General features: G+C 68.1%; 22 protein-coding genes. 11 read left to right on the forward strand and 11 right to left on the reverse strand.

Annotated elements, in window-relative coordinates; translation table 11 throughout:
* Positions 1-34: 34 nt before the first annotated feature.
* Positions 35-682 carry a histidine phosphotransferase family protein gene (locus ACRYJK_RS05520; RefSeq protein ID WP_482666544.1) on the reverse strand — a complete coding sequence of 216 codons (648 nt, stop codon included), beginning with the start codon at positions 680-682 and terminating at the stop codon, positions 35-37.
* Between the two features lie 102 nt (positions 683-784).
* Here ACRYJK_RS05520 and ACRYJK_RS05525 point away from each other — a divergent pair, with 102 nt between their 5' ends.
* The 4 genes from ACRYJK_RS05525 (at position 785) to mtgA (ending at position 3801) form a co-directional block, all read left to right on the forward strand.
* Positions 785-1732, forward strand: coding sequence for an RluA family pseudouridine synthase (locus ACRYJK_RS05525; protein ID WP_482666545.1), 948 nt, complete (start codon positions 785-787; stop codon positions 1730-1732).
* A 67-nt stretch (positions 1733-1799) separates the two neighbouring features.
* On the forward strand, positions 1800-2705 hold the full coding sequence (gene rpoH, locus ACRYJK_RS05530; protein ID WP_482666546.1) for an RNA polymerase sigma factor RpoH: 906 nt from the start codon (positions 1800-1802) through the stop codon (positions 2703-2705).
* Positions 2706-2720: 15 nt separating this feature from the next.
* Positions 2721-3074 carry a DUF3147 family protein gene (locus tag ACRYJK_RS05535; RefSeq protein ID WP_482666547.1) on the forward strand — a complete coding sequence of 118 codons (354 nt, stop codon included), beginning with the start codon at positions 2721-2723 and terminating at the stop codon, positions 3072-3074.
* A gap of 70 nt (positions 3075-3144) precedes the next feature.
* A complete protein-coding gene (gene mtgA / locus ACRYJK_RS05540) occupies positions 3145-3801 on the forward strand; it encodes a monofunctional biosynthetic peptidoglycan transglycosylase (protein ID WP_482667404.1) in 657 nt (218 codons plus the stop codon).
* A gap of 51 nt (positions 3802-3852) precedes the next feature.
* Here the strand turns inward: mtgA and ahcY are convergent, their stop codons facing one another.
* Both ahcY and ACRYJK_RS05550 read right to left on the reverse strand, forming a co-directional pair.
* Positions 3853-5271 carry an adenosylhomocysteinase gene (ahcY, locus tag ACRYJK_RS05545; protein ID WP_482666548.1) on the reverse strand — a complete coding sequence of 473 codons (1419 nt, stop codon included), beginning with the start codon at positions 5269-5271 and terminating at the stop codon, positions 3853-3855.
* Between the two features lie 96 nt (positions 5272-5367).
* Positions 5368-5931 carry a YqgE/AlgH family protein gene (locus ACRYJK_RS05550; RefSeq protein WP_482666549.1) on the reverse strand — a complete coding sequence of 188 codons (564 nt, stop codon included), beginning with the start codon at positions 5929-5931 and terminating at the stop codon, positions 5368-5370.
* Between the two features lie 120 nt (positions 5932-6051).
* On the opposite strand from ACRYJK_RS05550, the gene ACRYJK_RS05555 reads away from it, so the two are divergent.
* Genes ACRYJK_RS05555 through ACRYJK_RS05565 form a run of 3 tightly spaced genes read left to right on the forward strand, consistent with a single transcriptional unit; the run spans position 6052 to position 8892 of the window.
* Complete coding sequence (locus ACRYJK_RS05555) at positions 6052-6531, forward strand: redoxin family protein (protein ID WP_482666550.1); 480 nt, start codon at positions 6052-6054, stop codon at positions 6529-6531.
* A gap of 38 nt (positions 6532-6569) precedes the next feature.
* A complete protein-coding gene (locus tag ACRYJK_RS05560) occupies positions 6570-8027 on the forward strand; it encodes an AMP nucleosidase (protein WP_482666551.1) in 1458 nt (485 codons plus the stop codon).
* A gap of 31 nt (positions 8028-8058) precedes the next feature.
* Positions 8059-8892, forward strand: coding sequence for a MipA/OmpV family protein (locus ACRYJK_RS05565; protein WP_482666552.1), 834 nt, complete (start codon positions 8059-8061; stop codon positions 8890-8892).
* 10 nt (positions 8893-8902) lie between these two features.
* Here ACRYJK_RS05565 and ACRYJK_RS05570 read toward each other — a convergent pair whose 3' ends face one another.
* The 8 genes from ACRYJK_RS05570 to ffh form a co-directional block, all read right to left on the reverse strand.
* The gene (locus tag ACRYJK_RS05570; protein WP_482666553.1) at positions 8903-9676 is read right to left on the reverse strand and encodes an alpha/beta fold hydrolase; all 774 of its coding nucleotides are present in this window, start codon (positions 9674-9676) and stop codon (positions 8903-8905) included.
* Between the two features lie 2 nt (positions 9677-9678).
* Positions 9679-10704 (reverse strand): aspartate-semialdehyde dehydrogenase, encoded by a 1026-nt coding sequence (locus ACRYJK_RS05575; RefSeq protein WP_482666554.1) that lies wholly within the window; start codon positions 10702-10704, stop codon positions 9679-9681.
* Positions 10705-10755: 51 nt separating this feature from the next.
* Entirely contained in the window at positions 10756-13014 is a 2259-nt protein-coding gene (locus ACRYJK_RS05580; RefSeq protein ID WP_482667405.1) for a DPP IV N-terminal domain-containing protein, read from the reverse strand.
* A gap of 237 nt (positions 13015-13251) precedes the next feature.
* Positions 13252-13632: a 50S ribosomal protein L19 gene (rplS, locus tag ACRYJK_RS05585; RefSeq protein ID WP_482666555.1), complete on the reverse strand. Its 381-nt coding sequence runs from the start codon at positions 13630-13632 to the stop codon at positions 13252-13254.
* Positions 13629-14375: a tRNA (guanosine(37)-N1)-methyltransferase TrmD gene (gene trmD, locus ACRYJK_RS05590; RefSeq protein WP_482666556.1), complete on the reverse strand. Its 747-nt coding sequence runs from the start codon at positions 14373-14375 to the stop codon at positions 13629-13631. Before trmD ends, rplS begins: the two co-directional genes overlap by 4 nt.
* Positions 14372-14839, reverse strand: a complete 468-nt coding sequence (rimM, locus tag ACRYJK_RS05595) for a ribosome maturation factor RimM (protein ID WP_482666557.1) — start codon at positions 14837-14839, stop codon at positions 14372-14374. The genes trmD and rimM overlap by 4 nt, the downstream gene beginning before the upstream one ends.
* 200 nt (positions 14840-15039) lie before the next feature.
* Positions 15040-15579, reverse strand: a complete 540-nt coding sequence (gene rpsP / locus ACRYJK_RS05600) for a 30S ribosomal protein S16 (protein WP_482666558.1) — start codon at positions 15577-15579, stop codon at positions 15040-15042.
* Positions 15580-15624: 45 nt separating this feature from the next.
* On the reverse strand, positions 15625-17133 hold the full coding sequence (ffh, locus tag ACRYJK_RS05605) for a signal recognition particle protein (RefSeq protein WP_482666559.1): 1509 nt from the start codon (positions 17131-17133) through the stop codon (positions 15625-15627).
* A 205-nt stretch (positions 17134-17338) separates the two neighbouring features.
* Here ffh and dapF point away from each other — a divergent pair, with 205 nt between their 5' ends.
* From dapF to ACRYJK_RS05625, 4 genes are read left to right on the forward strand one after another with little or no spacing between them, the layout of a single operon-like run.
* Complete coding sequence (dapF, locus tag ACRYJK_RS05610) at positions 17339-18163, forward strand: diaminopimelate epimerase (protein ID WP_482666560.1); 825 nt, start codon at positions 17339-17341, stop codon at positions 18161-18163.
* Positions 18160-19428 (forward strand): tRNA (N(6)-L-threonylcarbamoyladenosine(37)-C(2))-methylthiotransferase MtaB, encoded by a 1269-nt coding sequence (gene mtaB, locus ACRYJK_RS05615; protein WP_482666561.1) that lies wholly within the window; start codon positions 18160-18162, stop codon positions 19426-19428. The genes dapF and mtaB overlap by 4 nt, the downstream gene beginning before the upstream one ends.
* Complete coding sequence (ftsY, locus tag ACRYJK_RS05620; RefSeq protein WP_482666562.1) at positions 19428-20354, forward strand: signal recognition particle-docking protein FtsY; 927 nt, start codon at positions 19428-19430, stop codon at positions 20352-20354. The genes mtaB and ftsY overlap by 1 nt, the downstream gene beginning before the upstream one ends.
* The gene (locus ACRYJK_RS05625; RefSeq protein WP_482666563.1) at positions 20351-20995 is read left to right on the forward strand and encodes an inner membrane-spanning protein YciB; all 645 of its coding nucleotides are present in this window, start codon (positions 20351-20353) and stop codon (positions 20993-20995) included. Before ftsY ends, ACRYJK_RS05625 begins: the two co-directional genes overlap by 4 nt.
* Positions 20996-21014 lie beyond the last annotated feature (19 nt).

Below are 21014 nucleotides of genomic sequence, written 5' to 3' on the forward strand. Positions count from 1 at the left end.
CCCTCCCTGTGCCCGCGGGAGGGTTAAAGGCGGGTTAGGAGGCGCCGGGCACGCGCGTCAGCGATGCACCGATCAGGATTTCGGCCGCGCCTTCGGGACGCGCCATCTCGACACGCCCGCCACAACCCGATGCGAGCCGCCGCGCGAGAGCGACGCCGATGGTCTTGGCGGTGAGCGGGGCGTCGCTGGTGATCGCCGCGACCAGCGTCGGGTCGATGACGATCCGGTCGCCATCCCCCCGGACGGCGAGTTCCCATGCCGCCCCCTGCCCTTCGGCGGCGAGCCCCACGCGGCCACCGCGGATCAGACTTTCGACCACCACCTGCCCGAACAGCAGCAGGATCCGCGCCGCAGCCTTGGGCACGCTGCGCCGCTCGCCGATCCAGTCGATGGTGACCGCGCGGCCTTCGCTGGCGAGACCCGAGAGGGCGTCGATGATGTCGTCGGGCGCGATGCCCTCGCCATATCCCGAAGAGCTGCCATAGGCGAGGCGCGAGAATTTGAGCCGGCCGATGGCTGCGCGCGAACTGCTTTCCAGCAGCTCGACGAAGCGCGCCCGCATGGCAGGGTCCTGTTCGTCGGCCAGCAGCTCCAGACCGTTGCCGAACGATCCCACCGGCGACAGGAGGTCGTGGCACAGGCGGGAACCGACCAGGCTGGCGAAATCGATGGCGTCATCCATGCGTGCCGGGGTTAGGCGGGCGAAAGCCGCTCGGCAAGGCAGGACGACGCGCGGTTGGCTGGCCGCTTGACCCCCGCGCCCAGCACCCTACCCCCCCGGCACATGGACGATGATCGCCACCGCCAGCTGGACATTGCGCAGGACGCGGTGGGCGATCGCTGGGACCGCGCGATCGCCAAAGCATCGGGCCTGTCGCGCGAGCGGGTCAAGGCGCTGCTGCAAAGCGGCGCCATCCATGCGCTGGACGCCGCGCCCCTGACCGCCAGCGGCAAGGTCGCAGCGCCGGTGCGGCTGATCATCGAAATGCCCCCGCCCGTCCCGCTCAACGCACGGGCGGAGGACATCGCGCTGACCATCGTTCATGAGGACGAGGATCTGATCGTCGTCGACAAGCCGGCAGGTTTGGTCGTCCACCCGGCCGCGGGCCATGCCGAGGGCACGCTCGTCAACGCCCTGCTCCACCACTGCGCGGGACGATTGTCGGGCATTGGCGGGGTGGAGCGGCCGGGCATCGTCCATCGTATCGACAAGGACACGTCCGGCCTTCTGGTCGTGGCCAAATCCGACGCCGCGCATGAAGGGCTCGCACGACAGTTTGCGGACCACAGCCTCGAACGCGCTTACCTCGCCGTCGTCGCCGGCTTGCCGCTCCCACGTCAGGGAACGGTCGACGCGTCGCTCGGACGATCGCAGCACGATCGCAAGAAAATTGCCGTGCAGCCTGCCGATCGCGGAAAACGCGCGGTGACGCATTACCGCGTCCTCGAACCCTTGCGGAGTGCGGCGCTCGTCGAATGCCGGCTCGAGACGGGGCGCACGCATCAGGTGCGCGTGCACATGAGCCACATCGGCCACCCGCTCGTCGGCGACCCGACCTATGGCCGTATTGGAAAAGCGCTTCGCGAGACGCTGGCACGCATCGGTTTCGCGCGGCAGGCGTTGCATGCCACGACCCTCGGGTTCATTCATCCGGTGAGCGGGGCACGAATGTCGTTCACCAGTGACTTGCCCGGCGACATGCAGGCCTTGTTAAGAGCCTTGCGGTCATGAAAGACAACGGCAAGCGCAGCTGCTAAGAGATATTGCTGCCCGCCAGCTAAGGACACCCCCCGCCGTCATGGCCGATAAAGAACGCCTCCCTGCCACCATGCCTTCGCTCGGCACCGAAGCCGGGCTTAACCGCTATCTCTCCGAAATCCGCAAATTCCCGCTGCTGACCCCGGAGCAGGAATATATGTTGGCGAAGCGGTATCAGGAGGATGGCGATCAGGATGCGGCGGCGCAGCTAGTGACGAGCCACCTGCGGCTCGTCGCCAAGATCGCGATGGGCTATCGCGGCTACGGCCTCCCCGTGAACGAGCTGATCGCCGAGGGGAACATCGGGCTGATGCAGGGGGTGAAGAAATTCGACCCCGACCGCGGTTTCCGCCTCGCGACCTATGCCATGTGGTGGATTCGCGCCTCGATCCAGGAGTTCATCCTGCGCTCGTGGAGCCTCGTCAAACTGGGCACCACGGCCGCGCAGAAGAAGCTGTTCTTCAACCTTCGCCGGATGAAAAATCGTCTGTCGGCGTTCGAGGACGGCGATCTCAGCCCCGAAAACCTTCGCCAGATTGCCACCGACCTGGGCGTGACCGAGGACGAGGTGACGTCGATGAACCGGCGCATGGCGCTGGGCGGCGACACCAGCCTCAACGTGCCGATGCGCGACGACGGCGAAGGTCAGTGGCAGGACCTGCTGCGCGACGAGGACCAGTTGCAGGACGAACGCGTCGCGGATGCGCAGGAGCGTTCGCAGCGCAGCGCCCTCCTCAACGAGGCACTGGGCCGACTCAACGACCGCGAGCGCGACATCCTGACGCGCCGCCGGCTGGTCGATGACCCGCAGACGCTCGAGGAGCTGAGCCAGGTCTATAATGTAAGCCGTGAGCGAGTGCGCCAGATCGAGGTGCGAGCGTTCGAAAAGCTGCAAAAGGCGATGCTGACCATCGCCGAAGAACGGCGCCTGCTGCCCGCCGACTGACGCCGGACACGGGGGATGAGCTGGCAGTTGATCGTGCGCGCGCTGGTGTCGGCGGCGCTGGTCGTCGCGATCGCGCACGTGTCGAAGCGATTCCCCGGCTTGGGTGGTCTGATTGCCTCGCTTCCGCTCATCTCCGTGCTGGGCATGATGTGGCTGTGGCACGATCGCGCCGACCCGGAGCTGCTCGCCGCCCATTCGACGGCGACCTTCTGGTATGTGATCCCGTCGCTGCCGATGTTCCTGCTGATACCGGCGATGCTGCGCGCGGGCTGGACATTCTGGGCCGCGCTCGGCGCAGGGTGTTTGCTGACCATCCTCCTCTACGCCGCGACGGTGGCCATCGGAACACGGCTTGGCCTCCCGCTCTGATCGTCGAGCCCGCGCCGGGGGCAGCGTGGCGGCACGCCCGACGCGCGGGCGTCACCCGCTCGCCTATCGTCTGGGCTGGCTGATCGGGAAGAGCCTGCTGATCTTCATCGTCGGATCGGTGATCTGGGTGCTGGCCTACAAGTTCATCAACCCACCGGTGACGGCGACGATGCTGCTCAATCGCGACGGCATCCGGCAGACGTGGCGACCGCTCGAGCGGATCGATCCCGTCGTCCCGCAGGCGGTGATCGCGGCGGAGGACGCGCGCTTTTGCGCGCATCGGGGTTTCGATACCGATGCGATCGCCGCGGCCTTCGTCCGCAACCTTTCCGGCGGACGCATCCGCGGCGGGTCCACGATCTCGCAGCAGACGGCGAAGAACGCGTTCCTGTGGCAGGACGGCGGCTATTTCCGCAAAGCGCTGGAGGCGTGGTTCACGATGCTGATCGAGGCGATCTGGGGGAAGGCCCGGATCATGGAGGTGTATCTCAACATCGCGGAAACCGGCATCGGCACTTATGGCGTCGAGGCCGGCGCGCAACGATACTTCCGCAAGAGCGCCGCGAACCTGTCGCGCGCCGAAGCCGCTCGCATCGCGGCGGTGCTCCCCCTGCCGCAGCGCCGTGCGGCCATCGCACCGAAGGGTTTCACGCGCCGTTACGGTAACGCCATCGCCGCGCGCAGCCGGACCGTGGCGCAAGAGCGCGGCGACGCCTGCCTGCGCTGACGCGTGTGCTCCACGGCTGGGCGGACGCCACGGCGCCCGCCCCCCGACCGATCAGTAGCGGTAGTGGTCCGCCTTGAACGGCCCCTGCTGCGGGACGCCGATGTAGGCCGCCTGCTTGTCGGTCAGCGTGGTGAGCTTCACGCCCAGCTTGTCGAGGTGCAGCGCCGCGACCTTCTCGTCGAGATGCTTGGGCAGGACATAGACGCGGTTCTCATACTCCGCGCTCTTCTGCCACAGCTCGATCTGCGCCAGCACCTGATTGGTGAAGCTCGAGCTCATCACGAACGACGGGTGGCCGGTCGCGCAGCCGAGGTTCACGAGGCGGCCCTTGGCGAGGATGATGATCTGCTTGCCATCGGGGAATTCGACCAGATCGGTGCCCGGCTTGATCTCGGTCCACTTGTAGTTGGACATCGCCGCGATCTGGATCTCGCTGTCGAAGTGGCCGATGTTGCAGACGATCGCCATCGGCTTCATCGCCGCCATATGTTCGGCGGTGATGACGTCTTCGTTGCCCGTCGCGGTGACGAAGATGTCGCAGCGTTCGACCGCCTCCTCCATCGTCACGACCTCATAGCCTTCCATCGCCGCCTGCAGCGCGCAGATCGGGTCGATTTCAGTGACCATCACGCGCGCGCCACCCTGGCGGAGCGAGGCGGCCGAGCCTTTGCCGACGTCGCCGAAGCCCGCAACGCAGGCGATCTTGCCGGCGAGCATAACGTCGGTCGCGCGACGGATCGCGTCGACCAGGCTTTCCTTGCAGCCGTAGAGGTTGTCGAACTTCGACTTGGTCACGCTGTCGTTGACGTTGATCGCCGGGAACGGGAGCTTGCCGTCCTTGGCGATCTGGTAGAGCCGGTGGACGCCGGTGGTGGTTTCCTCGCTGACGCCCTTGATCGCATTGACCGTGCGGCTGAGATAGCCGGGCTTGGCGGCGAGGAACGCCTTCAGCGCACGCTGGAACTCGACCTCTTCCTCGTTCGCGGGCTCGGAGAGTTCGTCGCCCGCCTCGACCCGCGCACCCCACAGCGCGAACATGGTCGCATCGCCGCCGTCGTCGAGGATCAGGTTGCAGGTGCGGTCATGCTGGTCGTTGGTCGACCAGTCGAAGATGCGCCCGACATAGTCCCAGTAGTCGGCAAGGCTCTCACCCTTAATCGCAAACACCGGAACGCCCGTCGCGGCGATGGCGGCCGCGGCGTGGTCCTGGGTCGAATAGATGTTGCACGTCGCCCAGCGGACTTCGGCGCCGAGCGCGGTCAGCGTCTCGATCAGCACCGCGGTCTGGATCGTCATGTGCAGCGATCCGGTAATGCGCGCGCCCTTGAGCGGTTGCGAGGCACCATATTCCTCGCGAAGCGCCATCAGCCCCGGCATTTCGGTTTCGGCGATGCGGATTTCGGCGCGGCCGTAATCGGCCTGCGAAATATCGGCGACGACATAGTCATGCGAGGCGGCGGTAGTGGCCACGGCAAAAGCTCCAGCAACAGACATCAGGGATTGCCGCGCGCTGTAGCGCCCGGGCGGAAAATCGCAAGGCGCGTATAAAGACGCCTTTATATGCGGTCAGGCATGGCCGCCGTGCGAGACCAGCCGCGTGGGGTCGATACCATCACGGACAAAGGTCGCGGCCCAACGCGCGTCGGGTGCGAGGTCGAACAGGGTTTCATCGTCGAGGTCGGTAACGTGCCAGCCGCCATCGGCGACCTCTCGCTCGAGCTGGCCGGCCTCCCACCCGGCATAGCCCAGCGCCGCGAACCAACGCGACGGCCCGCGACCGTCGGTGATGGCGCGCAGCGCATCGTGCGTGACGGTGAGACCGAAGCGCCCGGCGACGTCGATGCTTCCCTGGCCGCTCCAGTCGAGGCTGTGGACGACGAATCCCCGGCTCATCTCGACCGGCCCGCCCATCAGGATCGGGTGATCGCCGCCGACCGACCCTTCGATGCCCGTCTGTTGCAGCAAATCGTCGAACATCATTCCGCTCAGCGCGGAGCAGCCGACGCCCATCGCCCCCTCCTCGTCGTGAGAGACGACGGCGATGACGCTCTGCTCAAAGCGCGGATCGCCAATGCCGGGGAGCGCCAGCAAAAGCCGGCCGGTGAACCAGCGGGGGTCGGGGTCACGCATCGGTGCAGGTGACCCGTCGCGCCGACCGCTGTCAATCGCGGCACGCTTGGCACCGGACAGGGAACCAGCCAACGCGCCCAGCGCTTGCTCACCTCGAACCAGCAGACAGGAGCTTCACCCATGGCCATCGAAGTCGGACAACGTTTTCCGTCCCTCACGCTCACCAAGGTTACCGACGACGGCCCGCAGCCGGTGTCGAGCGATGAATATTTCGCCGGCCGCAAGGTCGCGCTGTTCTCGGTCCCTGGCGCCTTCACCCCGACCTGCTCGGCGAAGCACCTGCCGAGCTTCGTTGAGAACCGCCAGTCGCTGACCGACAAGGGCATCGACGAGGTTTGCGCGACCGCGGTCAACGACCCGTTCGTCATGCGCGCCTGGGGCCAGCAGAGTTCGGCCGAGGGCATCACCATGCTCGCCGACGGTAACGGCGAGTTGGTCGAGGCGCTCGGCCTGTCGATGGACGGGTCGAAATTCGGCATGGGCAAGCGCGGACAGCGCTTTTCGATGATTGTCGACGACGGCGTGATCGCTCAGCTCAATGTCGAAGCGCCGGGCGACTATCGCGTATCGAGCGCCGAGCATATGCTCTCGCAGCTCTGACCGGTTGTCAGGTTGGCGACGGCGGCATAGGCGGGGCCATGCGCAAGGATGATCCCGCCGCTGCCGTCGCCGGCATTATCGATCAGCTTCAGCGTCGCTACGATGCATCCGTCTCCCGGCTGCGCGAAGCGGTTGCCGCCTACGTCGCAAGCGGCAAGAGGCCCGATCCGTTGCTGCGCCGCGGCGGCGCCTTTACCTACCCCGAGTTGCGTATCACGCGCCTCGGCGCGCCGCTCAAGGGCGGGCGCACGGTCGCGTTCGGCAGCCTGCCCGAACCGGGCAGCTACGCCACCACCGTCACCCAGCCCGAGCTGTTCGCACCCTACCTTACCGAACAGCTTCGCCTGATTGCGGAGCATTATGACGTGCGCTTCGAAGTCGGGGCGAGCGAGCAGGAAATCCCGTTCGCCTACGTGCTGGATGGGCTCACCGGGGGGGCGCTCGGCGGTGTTTCGCCGGTGGAGCTCGCCGAACATTTTCCGGCGACCGAGCTGGCGCACATCGGCGACGAGCTGGCGGACGGATTGTTTCTGACCGCAGGTAACGAAGCGCGCCCGCTCGCGTTGTTCGACGCGCTGCGCACCGACTTCAGTCTTGCGCGACTGCGGCACTACACCGGCACGCCGCCCGCGCATTTCCAGAAGTATATCCTGTTCACCAACTATCATCGCTATGTCGATGAATTCGTCGCCTGGGCAACGCGGCAGGTCGGGCGGGAGGGCTACACGGCCCTGTCGGGGGCGGGTGGCCTGATGATCGACCGCGAAGGCGGCGATGCGGTGCAGCTGGTCGGCGACAGCGCCTGGCGCCGCCATCAGATGCCCGCCTACCACCTGATGCGCGAGGATGGGGCAGGGATCAGCCTCGTCAACATCGGCGTCGGGCCTTCCAATGCGAAGACGGTCACGGATCACCTCGCGGTGCTGCGGCCCGAGGCCTGGCTGATGATCGGGCACTGCGGCGGACTCCGCCCGACGCAGCGCATCGGCGACTATGTTCTCGCCCACGCCTATCTGCGCGACGACCATGTGCTCGACAGCGTGCTCCCGCCCGAGATTCCGATTCCCGCCATCGCCGAGGTGCAGATGAGCCTCGCCGAAGCGGCGGAGACGGTATCGGGGGAGAGCGGCGCCGACCTCAAACGACGCATGCGCACGGGCACGGTCGTGACCACCGACGACCGCAATTGGGAGCTGCGCTACTCTGACAGCGCGCTGCGCTTCTCGCAGTCGCGCGCGATTGCTATCGATATGGAGTCGGCCACCATCGCCGCGCAGGGCTATCGCTTCCGCGTTCCCTACGGCACGCTCTTGTGCGTCAGCGACAAGCCGCTGCACGGCGAATTGAAACTGCCGGGGCAGGCCAATCAGTTTTACGAGGAAGCGATCGCCGCGCACCTGCAGATCGGCATTCACGCCATCGACCGCCTCCGCGCCGAGGGCGCGCGCCTGCATTCGCGCAAGCTGCGCGCCTTCAACGAACCGCCCTTCCGCTGAGCGCGACCGTCGGTCGCCGGAGATCAAAGCTATGCGCAAGTCCCTCCTCGCCGTCGCCGGCCTTACCCTGATGGCTGGGGTCCCCGCCATCGCGCAGGAAGCGACCACCCCGTCGTCGACCGCTGGGGCTGACGAATATTTCGAGGCCGGGGCGGGCCTGTTCATGCGGCCGCGCTACCCCGGTGCGGGCAGCGTCCGGATCGCCCCCCGCCCGACCTTTGGCGGCATCGCCGATCTCGACCCCAGCGACCGCCTCGCTGGTGGCGTGCGCGAGGGGTTGCGCTACAACCTCGTCTCCCCGCCGGAGCGCGTGGGCTTCGGCCCCGCAGTGCGCCTCGACTTCGGCCGCACCCGGCGCGACGCGGATCGCTATACACCCGGCCTTGGCAAGGTCGGGCTCGGGCTCGAACTCGGCGGCTTCGCGCAAGTCGCGCTCGTCCCGGACACATACGCGCGCGTCGAAGCGCGCCAGGCGGTGACGGGTCACGAGGGGCTGATTGCCGACGCGACCCTCGAGAGGGTCTGGCGCTTCTCGGAACGCGGGGCGCTCCTCACGGGCGTTCGCGCGCGCTACACCGACGCCCGCTACAATCGCGCCTATTTCGGCGTCACGCCGGCGCAGTCGCTGGCCTCGGGGGGGCGCTTCGCCCCCTTTGCCCCCGGCGGCGGCGTCAGCGAGGCGGGTGCCGGAGCGACACTCTATTTCCCCATCGCCGAACGCTGGAGCGGCTCGATTGCGGGCGACTACGCGCGGCTGATCGGTCCGGTGAGCGCCTCCCCTGTGCTGCGCGATCGGGACGGGTCGCGCGACCAGATCTCCGCCAGCCTCGCCGTGACCTACCGGTTTCGGCGTTCGCGGCGGTGACGCGTTCGAGCTAGGCGAAAAATCGGCTGAGCGCTTCGCCCAGCGCGGGCTCGGTCACGCTCGACATGTGCGTGCCCGGGATCCACTCGAGCGTCGCGTCAGGCAGCAGCTCTGCCAGCTTTTCGGGCGAACCGTTGTCACGATCGTCGCGCCCTGACAGCACCAGCGTCGGCATGGTGATGCGCGACAGCTGCGCGACGTCGATGTCGCCCAGCGCGCGCAGCAGCAGCGCCGCGGCGGTGCGGTCGACCTTCATCGTCTTCATGAAGCCAACCGCCATATATTCAGGGTCGCCGCGCTTTACCTCGTCGAAACGTTGAAGCGCGCCAAGGAAGAACCCGCTCCGCCGGTCCCAGTCCGCCAACCCGTCGAGCCCCATGCCCACCAACGCCAGCCTGCGCGGCGCGACGCCCGACAAGACTGCTTTGACGGCCGTCCGTCCGCCCAGCGAAAAGCCGGCCAGGTCGAAACTTCCCGGCCCCAACCCGAGCGCCGCCAGCAGGTCCTCCAGATCATTGACCAGCATATCGGTGTGATAGCGTGCCGGGTCGTGTGACCGTTCGCTGAGGCCGTGCGCGCGCAGGTCGGGCATGATGACGCGGAAGCCCGCGTCGGCGAGCTTTCGTGCGGTCCCGAACTTGATCCAGTTCATCACCCCGTCGGAGAACAGCCCGTGCAGCAGCACGACCGGGCGACCGCTGCCCATTTCCCGCCACGCGATGGACGTACCGTCGCGCGTGCTCAGGCGATGTTCGGTCGGCGCAGGTGCGGTGGACGTCGTCACGCTCACCCTTTCTTGAGGTGGCGGCGGCCGAGCAGCTCGGCAATCTGCACCGCATTGAGGGCGGCCCCCTTGCGCAGGTTGTCGCTCACGCACCACAGCGACAGGCCGTTGTCGACCGTCGGATCGTCACGCACGCGGCTGACGAAGGTGGCGTCGTCGCCGGCGGCCTCGACCGGGGTGACGTAGCCGCCGTCCTCGCGCTTATCGATCAGCATCACGCCCGGGGCTTCGCGCAACAGCGCCTGCGCCTCCTCCGCGCCAAGTTCGCGCTCGAACTCGACGTTGATAGCCTCCGAATGGCCGACGAAAACGGGCACGCGCACGCAGGTCGCGTGGACCTTGATCTTGGGGTCGAGTATCTTCTTCGTTTCGACCACCATCTTCCACTCTTCCTTGGTCGAACCGTCGTCGAGGAAGCTGTCGATGTGCGGAATCACGTTGAACGCGATCTGCTTGCTAAATTTGGAGACGTCCTTTTCGTCGCCGACGAATATCTGGCGGGTCTGGTTGAACAGTTCGTCCATCCCCTCCTTCCCCGCGCCCGACACCGACTGATAGGTCGCGACCACGACGCGCTTGATCGTCGCGGCATCGTGCAGCGGCTTCAGCGCCACGACCATCTGCGCCGTCGAGCAGTTGGGGTTGGCGATGATATTCTTCGCGGTGTAGCCGTCGATGGCGTCTGCATTCACCTCGGGCACGATCAGCGGAACGTCGGGGTCCATGCGGTAGAGCGAGCTATTGTCGATCACCACGCAGCCAGCGGCGGCGAATTTGGGCGCATAGACCTTGGTCGCTTCCGATCCGATGGCGAATAGCGCCATGTCCCAGCCCGCGGGATCGAAATGCTCGATATTCTGCACCTTGGCAGTGCGTCCGCTGTCGCCGAGGTCGATCACCTCCCCCACCGAGCGCGACGAGGCGAGCAGCGCGATCTCGTCGAAGGGAAATTGCCGGTCGGCGAGGATGTTGACCATCTCGCGCCCGACATTGCCGGTCGCCCCGGCGACCACCACCCGATAACCCATGTGCTGACTGTTCCTTCGTGCGCGGACGGAGAGAGGAGCGCGACCCGCGACTTAGGGTCGCGGTATCGCTTGTCCAGTCGTCGCCGCCGGCGCGGTGTGGCGCTCGAGGAAGTTCAGGATCGTGCGCCAAAGGTGCACCTGGATCGCCTCGCCCGCGAAACCGTGCGTCTGGCCGGGGTAGAACATCATCTCGAACGGGCGCCGGTTGGCCTGCATCGCCGCGGCAAAGGCGGTGCTGTTGTCGAAGATGACGTTGTCGTCGCTCATCCCGTGGAGCAGCAGCAGTGGGTCGCGGATGCGCGCGGCGTCGTCGATCGCGTCGGCGCGCGCATAAGTTGCCGCGTCCGCCTGCGGCATGCCCAGATAGCGTTCGGTATAGTGGGTGTCGTAAAGACCCCAGCGCGTGACCGGCGCGCCCGACACGCCCGCGGCGAACACACCCGGCGCGGCGCCGAGCAGCTTCAGCGTCAGGTACCCGCCGTAGCTCCAGCCATAGGTGGTGATGCGCTGCGGATCGACGAAGGGCTGCTGCGCCAGCCAGCGCGCGCCGAGCAGCTGATCTTCGACCTCGACCGTGCCGAACGCGCGATACATCTGGCGGCTGAAGGCGACGTTGCGGTTCTCGACCCCGCGGTTGTCGATCTGAAACACGATCCACCCGCGCTGGACGAGCATCTGGTGCACCGCCGACGTCCAGCTGTTGCGCACCTGCTGCGACGTCGGGCCGCCATAGTGCGAGAAAAATACGGGGTAGCGCCGCCCCGGCTCCATCACCGGGGTGAGCAAGCTGTAGTGCAACGTCGACCCGTCCGCCGCCGCCATCGTGCCGAAGGTCGGCGTGCGGTGCGCGGCGAGGAACGGCGCGTAGGGGTGCGTGGCGTCGAGGCGGTTCTCGAAGATCCACGACAGCCGCTGGCCCTTCGAATCGGCGAGGTAGTATTGGGGCGGCTGCGACACCGAACTGCGCATCATCACCAGCCGCTGCCCGCTTTTGTCGGCATAGGCGCCGGTCGAGAAGCCGCGCTCGCTGATGCGGGTGAGGCGGCCTGGTCGGCGCAAATCGAGAAGGTCGATCTGCGTTTCGAGGACGCTGTCGCGGTTGGTGGTGAGCCACATCCGCCCACGCGTCTCGTCGATGCCGGCGATGCCGAGCACTTGGTAGTCCCCACGGGTGAGCTGGCTCCAGCGCCCGTTGCGAAGCCGCCAGAGATGGCCGTTGCCGTCGCGCTCCGACCACCAGATGAGGCTGCCATCCTTGAGGAAGCGGTAGTTGTCGGAAAGGCTGACCCAGGTCGGCGACGTCTCGCTGAACAGGATGCTCGACGCGCCCGTGGTGGGATCGACGCGCAGCATGTCGAGCCGCTTCTGATCGCGCGTCTGACGCTGGACATAGAGCCAGCGGCCGTCGGGTGCCCAGTCGACGCGGGCGAGGTAAATGTCGGGATCGGCGCCGAGATCGACACGCACCCCCTGCCCACCGCTCGCCGGGATGATGTGAAGTTGCGTCAGCACATTGGGCGTGCCCGCGGCGGGGTAGCGCTGCTGATAGCTGCGCGTACTGCCCGCGCCGATCGCGGTGCGGGTGACCGTGCCGACCGGCGCTTCGTCGAAGCGCTGCACCGCGAGCAGGCGATCGTCGGGCGACCACCAGTGGCCGGTCATTCGGCTCATCTCCTCCTGCGCGACGAACTCCGCCTCACCCCAATAGACGGTGCCGCCGCCGTCGGGGGTCAGCCGGCGCTCAGTGCCGCTGGCGACATCGAGCGCGTAGAGGTTCTGCCCGCGCACAAAGCTCACCGCGCTTCCGCGGGGGGACACGGTGGGGTTCAGCTCGCCCGCGGGGTTGGCAATCAGCTTGCGTGGGCTGCTGCCGTCGATCGGCGCGAGGTAGAGCGCGCCGTCGATCGGCACGAGGATGCTGCGCCCGTCGGGCGACCATTGGTAGCGCAGAATACCCTTGATACTGCCGACCCGCGCGCGCTCGCGCTGCATGCGTTCGGCTTCGGTAAGTTCGCCACCGCCGAGCTGCGTGCTGTCGACCAGCATGCGCGAGAAGCCGGTGACGGTGTCGACCGCCCACAGATCGTAGCGGTCGCGATCCTCGACGCGCGGCCGCAGCACGGTCATCAGTCGACCGTCGGGCGACAACGCCACCCCCCGCGGCGCCGCTCCCGCGAGGCCGGGCGAAGCGAACACTCGTTCAAGCGTCAGCTGCTGCTGGGGCACGGGGGCCGGGGGGGGCACGGGCAATTCGGCCACCGGCGCGGACGTCGCCGCATGCGTCGCCGGCGATGATGCTTCGACCGCCATCTCAGGCGTTCCCGCCAAAGCCGACCCCGACATCAACACCGCCACCCAAGCCAGTCCCCGCCACCGCATCACATGCTCCCGTCATCTCCGTGGGCATGCTGTATCGATAGCGGGCGGCTTGGCAAGAAAGCCCTGCCCCGGATCAAGTCCGGGCCGACGTGGTGTTGGGTGCGAGGTAGATGCGAAAAAGGCGGGGGCTTTCGCCCCCGCCCTTTCGTCATCGCGCTTTCGCGACGATCAGCCCTCGGCCGACTCGCGATTGTCGCGGCGTTCGGCGATGCGCGCGCTCTTGCCGCGGCGGCCGCGCAGATAATAGAGCTTGGCGCGACGCACGGCGCCCTTGCGGACGACGGTGATGCTGTCGATGTTCGGCGAATAGAGCGGAAACACGCGCTCGACGCCCTCGCCGAAGCTGATCTTGCGAACAGTGAAGTTCGAGCCGATGCCCTTGTTCGACCGCGCGATGCACACGCCCTCATAAGCCTGGACGCGGGTGCGGTCGCCTTCGACCACGCGCACGCCGACGCGCAGGGTGTCGCCGGGCCGGAAATCGGGAATGGCGCGGGCTTCGGTGGCCTTCGCGACCTCTTCGGCCTCGATCTGTTGCAGGAGGTTCATGCCTCTTCCTCTGTCTCTCGCCGCGCGCCAGAGGCAGGCTGAACCCGAACACCCGAATGGCGCTCCCAAAGGTCCGGCCTGCGTGACCGTGTGTCCTCGATCGAGCGGGCATGGCGCCACGCCGCGATCCTGGCATGATCCCCCGATCGCAGCACTTCGGGGATCGTGCGCCCTTCCCACTCGGCGGGCCGGGTGTAGTGCGGGTACTCAAGGAGGCCGTTCTCGAACGACTCCTCTTCACCGCTAAGGGCGGCGCCCATTACGCCGGGAAGCAGCCGAACGCAAGCATCGAGCAGCGTCAGCGCCGCCATCTCCCCGCCCGAAAGGATGAGGTCGCCTACGCTGATCTGCTCGATCTGCGGCCGCGCCTCGAACAGGCGTTCGTCGAACCCCTCGAACCGCCCGCACAGGATGATCGCGCCGGGCCCGGCGGCAAGCTCACGCACCCGCGCCTGGGTGAGCGGCGCGCCGCGCGGGGTCATGGCGAGGACCGGCAGGTTAGGCGCGGCGGCAACGGTCGCGTCGAGCGCGCGCGCCACGACGTCGCACTTGAGCACCATACCCGCCCCGCCGCCCGCGGGCGTGTCATCGACGGTGCGGTGCCGGCCCTGCGCGAAGTCGCGCATCTGCACCGCGTCGAGGCTCCACCGCCCCTCCGCCAGCGCCCGGCCCGCGAGGCTCACGCCGAGCGGCCCGGGGAACATCTCCGGGTAAAGTGTGATGATGCGTGCGGTGAAGGTCACGGCAGGTGCGCGGGTTCAATCAGGACACGGGTGTCGTCGAACTCGGGCGCAGCTTCGCGAGTGAAGGGGACCATCAGGGTGCGGCCGTCCTCGCCCTGAATGTCTAAGATGTCGCCGGCGCCGAAGTTTTCGACGCGCACCACGTTGCCGAGATGCTCACCGCCGGTGGTGATCGCGGCGAGGCCGATCAGGTCGTGGTGATAGTACTCCCCCTCCTCCAGCGGAGGCAGCGCGCTGCGGGGGACGGTCAGCTCGGTGCCCCGCGCGCGTTCGGCGGCGGTGCGGTCAGCGATCTCGGCAAAACGCGCGATGGCGCCGCCCTTGTCGGCGCGGATCGCTTTCAGCGTCAGCGCGGCGTCGTTGAAGCTGCGATAGCGTTTGAGCGCGTTCGCATCCTCGCCGAAGAGTTTTAGCCGGACCTCGCCCGCCAAGCCGTGCGCGCCCGTGATGACGGCGAGCGTCACAGGGCGTTGGGCGCGCTCGGCCTGTCCCACCTCCAGCCCCTCCCGCAGGTGGGACAGGGACGAAGTGGCCGTTGGCTCGGACGTGCCCTCTCCCCTCCCGCTTGCGGGAGGGGTCGGGGGTGGGCCGGGTCGAGCGCGGGCGTCGGTGGCTCCGCGCCCACCCCCAGCCCCTCCCGCAGGCGGGAGGGAAGGTTTCGGCATCAGCCCTCGGCCGGAGCCTGGGCGCTTTCGCCGTCAGCAGCTGCGGCGGTGTCGCCGGCGTCGCTGTTCGGCGTCGCTTCGTTGGCGGTCGTGTCCGCGGCGGCGGCGTCGGTCGAAGCCTCCGTCGTGGCGTCATCCGCAGCGGCAGGCGCTTCTTCCGCGACCGGCGTCGCGGCGGCTTCGGCCTTGGCTTCCTCGGCAGCCGCGAGCTTGGCGGCGCGATCCTCGGCTCGCTCCTTGGCCTTCTGACCCGGCTCCGCCTTGTTCGGATTGCTGCGCGCGGCGCGTTCCTTGACGCCCGCGGCATCGAGGAAGCGGGCGACGCGGTCGGTCGGCTGCGCGCCGACGCTGACCCAGTGCTTCGCACGCTCGACATCGAGCTTCACGCGCTCGGGATTGTCCTTGCCGAGCAGCGGATTGTAGCTGCCGATGCGCTCGATGAAGCGGCCATCGCGCGGGCTGCGCGAATCCGCCACCACGATCTTGTAGTAAGGACGCTTCTTGGAGCCACCGCGCGACAGGCGAATGCTGGTTGCCATCTGTTTCGTCTTCCTCTTCTGAATGAGTGAGCGCCGCAGCGCTCGTTATTTCTTCTGTTGATCGAGAAGCTTCTGAAGGTCGGGCGGGAGGTTGGTCGGCATCGCCCCGCCGCCGAGCCCGGGGAGCGCGCCCGCGCCGCCCCCTGCCCCGCCACCGCCGAGCAGGCCACCGAGGCCACCGCCACCACCGAGCATGCCGCCAAGGCCGCCTTTGCCCCCGCCGCCGAACAGCGCGCCGAGCCCTTTGAGGCCGCCCATCTTTTTGATCTTCTTCATCGCGCCTTCCATCTCCTGATGCATTTTCAGGAGGCGATTGACGTCCTGCACGGTCGTGCCGGAGCCCTTGGCGATGCGGATCTTGCGCTTGGCGTTGATCAGCGAAGGCTTGGCGCGCTCCTTGGGCGTCATCGACGTGATCATCGCGTCCATGCGCAGCAGCACGCGATCGTCCATGCCGCTCTGCGCGAGCTGCGCCTGCGCCTTTTTCATGCCGGGCATCATGCCGGCGATGGCTCCGATGCCGCCCATGCGGCGCATTTGGCTGAGCTGGCCGCGCAGGTCGTCCATGTCGAACTGACCCTTGGCGACGCGCATCGCGAGCTTTTGCGCGTCCTCCTGCTGAATGACCTCCGCCGCCTTCTCGACGAGGCTGACGACGTCGCCCATGCCGAGGATGCGTTGCGCGACGCGCGCGGGATGGAACGGCTCAATCGCGTCCATCTTCTCGCCGGTGCCGGCGAACTTGATCGGCTTGCCGGTGACGGCGCGCATGGAGAGCGCCGCACCACCGCGCGCGTCGCCGTCCATGCGGGTGAGCACGACGCCCGACAGCGCGATGTCGTCGGAGAAGCGCTGCGCGACCTGCACCGCGTCCTGCCCGGTGAGCGCGTCGACCACGAGCAGCGTCTCGGTCGGCTTCGCGTCTGCCTCGATCGCGCGCATTTCGCCCATCAGCGCGTCGTCGACGTGGAGCCGACCCGCAGTGTCGAGCATCAGCACGTCGTAGCCCTGCAGCTTTGCCGCATTGAGCGCGCGCCGCGCGATGTCGACCGGCGGCTGGCCCGCGACGATCGGCAGCGTGTCGACCCCGACCTGCCGGCCGAGCGTCGCCAACTGCTCTTGTGCCGCAGGACGGTTGACGTCGAGCGAGGCCATCATGACCCGCTTGCCGCTCTTTTCCTTGAGCCGCTTGGCGAGCTTGGCGGTAGTGGTGGTCTTGCCTGACCCCTGCAGCCCGACCATCATCACCACCGCAGGCGGCACGACGCCAAGCTCGAGGTCGCTGGCGTCGGAGCCGAGCATCTCGGTCAGCGCATCGCTGACGATCTTGACCACCTGTTGCCCCGGGGTGATCGAGCGCAGCACGTCCTGACCGATGGCGAGTTCGGTCACCTGGTCGACGAAGCTGCGCACCACCGGCAGCGCGACGTCGGCTTCGAGGAGCGCCACGCGCACTTCGCGCATCGCTTCGCGCACGTCGGCTTCGGTGAGCGCGCCGCGGCCGCGCAGACGCGAGAAGACGTCGCCGAGCCGATCGCTCAAACTGTCGAACATGCGTCCATCCTCAGCCCACGACGCGACAGCGTCCACAACACGACAAAAACGCCGGCGGGCGAAACCTCGCCGGCCAGCGTCGGACGCGCAAGGCGTCCCGTCGCGCCCCCGTTAGCGATATGCGCGGAATTTCGCAAGCATCTGCCGACGCGCGCGCCGGGACACGACGTTTACGGGCGGGGTTCGCATCATTAGATGCCCGCGCATGGGCCGGTTCCGCTTCATCAAGATGCACGGGTTGGGCAACGACTTCGTCGTCATCGACGCGCGCGTAGAGCGGCAGGAGATCACGGCGGCACGCGCGCGGGCGATCGCCGACCGGCACCGCGGCGTCGGCTGCGATCAACTCATCCTACTCGATCCGCCGCCGCCTGGCGCGAAAGGCGTCGCGGCGACGATGCGTATCTTCAACCCCGACGGCAGCGAGGCGGAGGCATGCGGCAATGCCTCACGCTGCGTCGCGACCCTGCTGCCGGCAGGCGCGCGCATCGCAACCCGCGGCGGTGAGCTAGCGGCGGAGATTGTCGCGGCCGGGGTCACCATCACCCTCCCCCCGCCGCGCTTCGACGCCGCGAGCGTTCACCTCGCCTACCCCGCCGACACCGCGCCACTGCCGATGGCGTGGGGGGATCTGGCGGACGGGTGGACGGTCGACGTCGGTAATCCGCACATCGTCTTCACCGTCCCCGATGCCGACGCAGTGCCGCTAGCGACGCTCGGGCCGGAGGTCGAGCACGACGCGATCTTCACGAGGGGAATCAACGTCGGCGTCGCGGAGGTCACCGGCCCGTCTACGCTGAAGCTGAGGGTGTGGGAGCGCGGAGCGGGGGTGACGCAAGCGTGCGGCACTGGCGCCTGCGCCGCGGCTGTGGTCGCGATCCGGCGGCGGCTCGTTGCCTCCCCCGTCGAGGTGACGCTGCCCGGCGGCACGCTGACCATCGACTGGGCGGGCGGCGATGCGCCGATCCGCATGACCGGCCCGGCGACACGCGTGTTCGATGGCGAAGCGGACTGGGCAGCGTTCGCGTGACCACGCTCGCCCCGCCCCGTCCCGATGCGCGCGTCCGCGTGGAGAGCTTTGGCTGCCGGCTCAACATCGCCGAATCGGCGCAGGTCGAAACGATGCTCGCCGCCGAGCCGGTCAATCGGCGGCGCATTGTCATCAACGGCTGCGCGGTGACCGGCCAGGCGATGGCCGACGCGCGCGCGGCGGCGCGGCGGGCGCGGCGCGCCGACTCGGACGCGGAGGTCATCGTCACCGGCTGCGCAGCGCAGGTCGACCCGGCCATGTTCGCCGTCATGCCCGAGGTCGATCGCGTGCTCGGCAATGCGGAGAAGCATGACGCGACGGCTTACGCGCCCGGAGCAGCGCGGGTGGCGGTCGGCCCCGCGCTCGCCATCGCGCGCACCGCGCCGCAGTTGCTGCCCGCCTTTTCGGCCCATGCGCGCGCCTTCCTGGAGGTTCAGAACGGCTGCGATCACGCCTGCACTTTCTGCGTCATCCCGAACGGGCGCGGGCGATCGCGTTCGGTGCCCGTGGCCAGCGTCGTCGCGCAGGCAAGGGCGCTGACCGCAGCGGGCCACCGCGAGCTGGTGCTGACCGGGGTCGACCTCACCAGCTACGACGATGCGGGCACGCGGCTGGCGGGGCTGATCGCGGCGATCCTCGAGGCGGTGCCGGCGCTCCACCGGCTGCGGCTCGGGTCGATCGATCCGGCGGAGGTGGACATGGCGCTGTTCGACCGCCTCACCCGCGAGCAACGCGTGATGCCGCACGTTCACCTGTCGCTGCAGGCCGGCGACGACCTCATCCTCAAGCGCATGCGGCGACGGCACAGTCGCGCGGCCGCCGTCGAGCTGTGCGCGGCTCTGCGGAGCGCACGCCCCGGCATCGCGATCGGCGCCGACCTGATCGCCGGTTTCCCGACCGAAGACGAAGCGGCGGCGGCGCGCACACGGGCGTTGGTCGCGGACTGCGGGCTCGTGAGTGCGCACGTCTTCCCCTATTCACCCCGCCCCGGCACCCCCGCCGCGCGCATGCCGCAGGTGCCGAGCGCTACGATTCACGCCCGCGCCAGGGCGCTCCGCGCTCTCGCCGGCGCCGCAACACAGGCCTGGCTCGCGGCGCAAGTCGGCACGACCCTATCGCTGCTGGTCGAGCGTGACGGCCTGAGCGGACATGCCGAGAATTTCGCGCGCGTACGCATCACCGCGCCCGCCGAGCCCGGCAGCATCGTCGCCGCGCGCGCAATCGCGGTTGACGGCACGACGCTCGTTGCGGAGAGGCTCGGCTGATGGAAAGCGACACGCCGAAAAGCTGGAGCGACCGCCTATTCGGCGGGCTGCGCCGCACGTCCGACCGGCTGGGCGACAATCTGTCCGGGCTGTTCGGCGCGGGCGGACGGCTCGACGACGAGACGCTCGACCGGATCGAAGAGGCGCTGATCGTCTCCGACCTCGGCCCGGCGATGGCGGGCCGCGTGCGCGCGAAGCTCGCCAGCGACCGCAGCGACGAAGCGGGCGTGCGCGCGTTGATCGCGCAGGAGATCGCCGCGACGCTCGGCCCCGTCGCGCAGCCGCTGGAGGTGACCGCCTTCCCGCGGCCGCAGGTCATCCTCGTCGTCGGCGTCAATGGGTCGGGCAAGACGACCACCATCGCCAAGCTGGCGCATAATTTCGTCGAGCAGGATTATTCGGTGATGCTCGCGGCGGGGGACACGTTCCGCGCGGCGGCGATCGGGCAGCTCAAGACCTGGGCGGATCGCATCGGGGTGCCGATCGTCACCGGGCCCGAGGGCGGCGATGCGGCGGGGCTGGTGTTCGACGCGGTCAAGCGCGCGACGGCCGAGGGCACCGACGTGCTGATCGTCGACACCGCCGGGCGCCTCCACAACCGGCGCGAGCTGATGGACGAACTCGCCAAGATCAAACGCGTGCTCGGGCGGCTTAATCCGAGCGCGCCGCACGACGTCGTGCTCGTGCTCGACGCCGCTACGGGACAAAATGCGCTGGCGCAGATTCAGACCTTTCGCGAGCTCGCGGGCATCACCGGCCTCGTCATGACCAAACTCGACGGCACCGCGCGCGGCGGGGTGCTGGTAGCGGCGGCGGAGCAGTTCGGCCTTCCCGTCCATGCCATCGGCGTCGGCGAGCGGATCGACGACCTCCGCCCGTTCGACCCGGCGCAGATCGGCGCCGCCATCGCGGGGCGGATGGCATGAGCGAGGAGCTGCCGCAGGATGAGGTGATCAGCGCCGATGCCAAGGCGCGGCATGCGCCGGGCTGGCTCAGCTATGCCATCGACTACGGACCGCTGCTGATCTTTTTCGCGGTGTTCCGCTGGCAGAAGGCACCGGGGCCGGTGGCGACCACCGCCGCCGCGGTCGAGGCGACGCTCGCCTTCATGGCGGCGATGCTGGTGGCGATGGCGGTGGCGCGCTGGAAGCTGGGGCGCATCTCGCCGATGCTGTGGATGTCCGGGTTGCTGGTGGTGGGCTTCGGTGCGCTCACCGTCTGGTTCAACGACCCCAAGTTCATTCAGATCAAACCGACGATCATCTATGCCGGCTTTGCCGCGGTGCTGCTCGGCGGCCTTGCGTTCGGCAAAGCGCTGATCAAGCCGCTGCTCGCCGCCGCCTTCGAAGGATTGACCGAGCGAGGCTGGTGGCTGCTGTCGCGCAACTGGGGCCTGTTTTTCGCCGGCATGGCGCTTCTCAACGAGCTGTTGCGCTACACCCTGAGCTTTGATGACTGGCTGACCGCGAAAGTGTGGGGCGTCACCGCGCTGTCGCTGGTGTTCGCGCTCGCACAGCTGCCGTTGATGCTGCGCCATGGTTTGAGAACTGACGCCTCCACGAACTGAGCGGCGTTCGCGACTTCAT

The organism is Sphingomonas sp. BLHR8 (assembly GCF_056821725.1).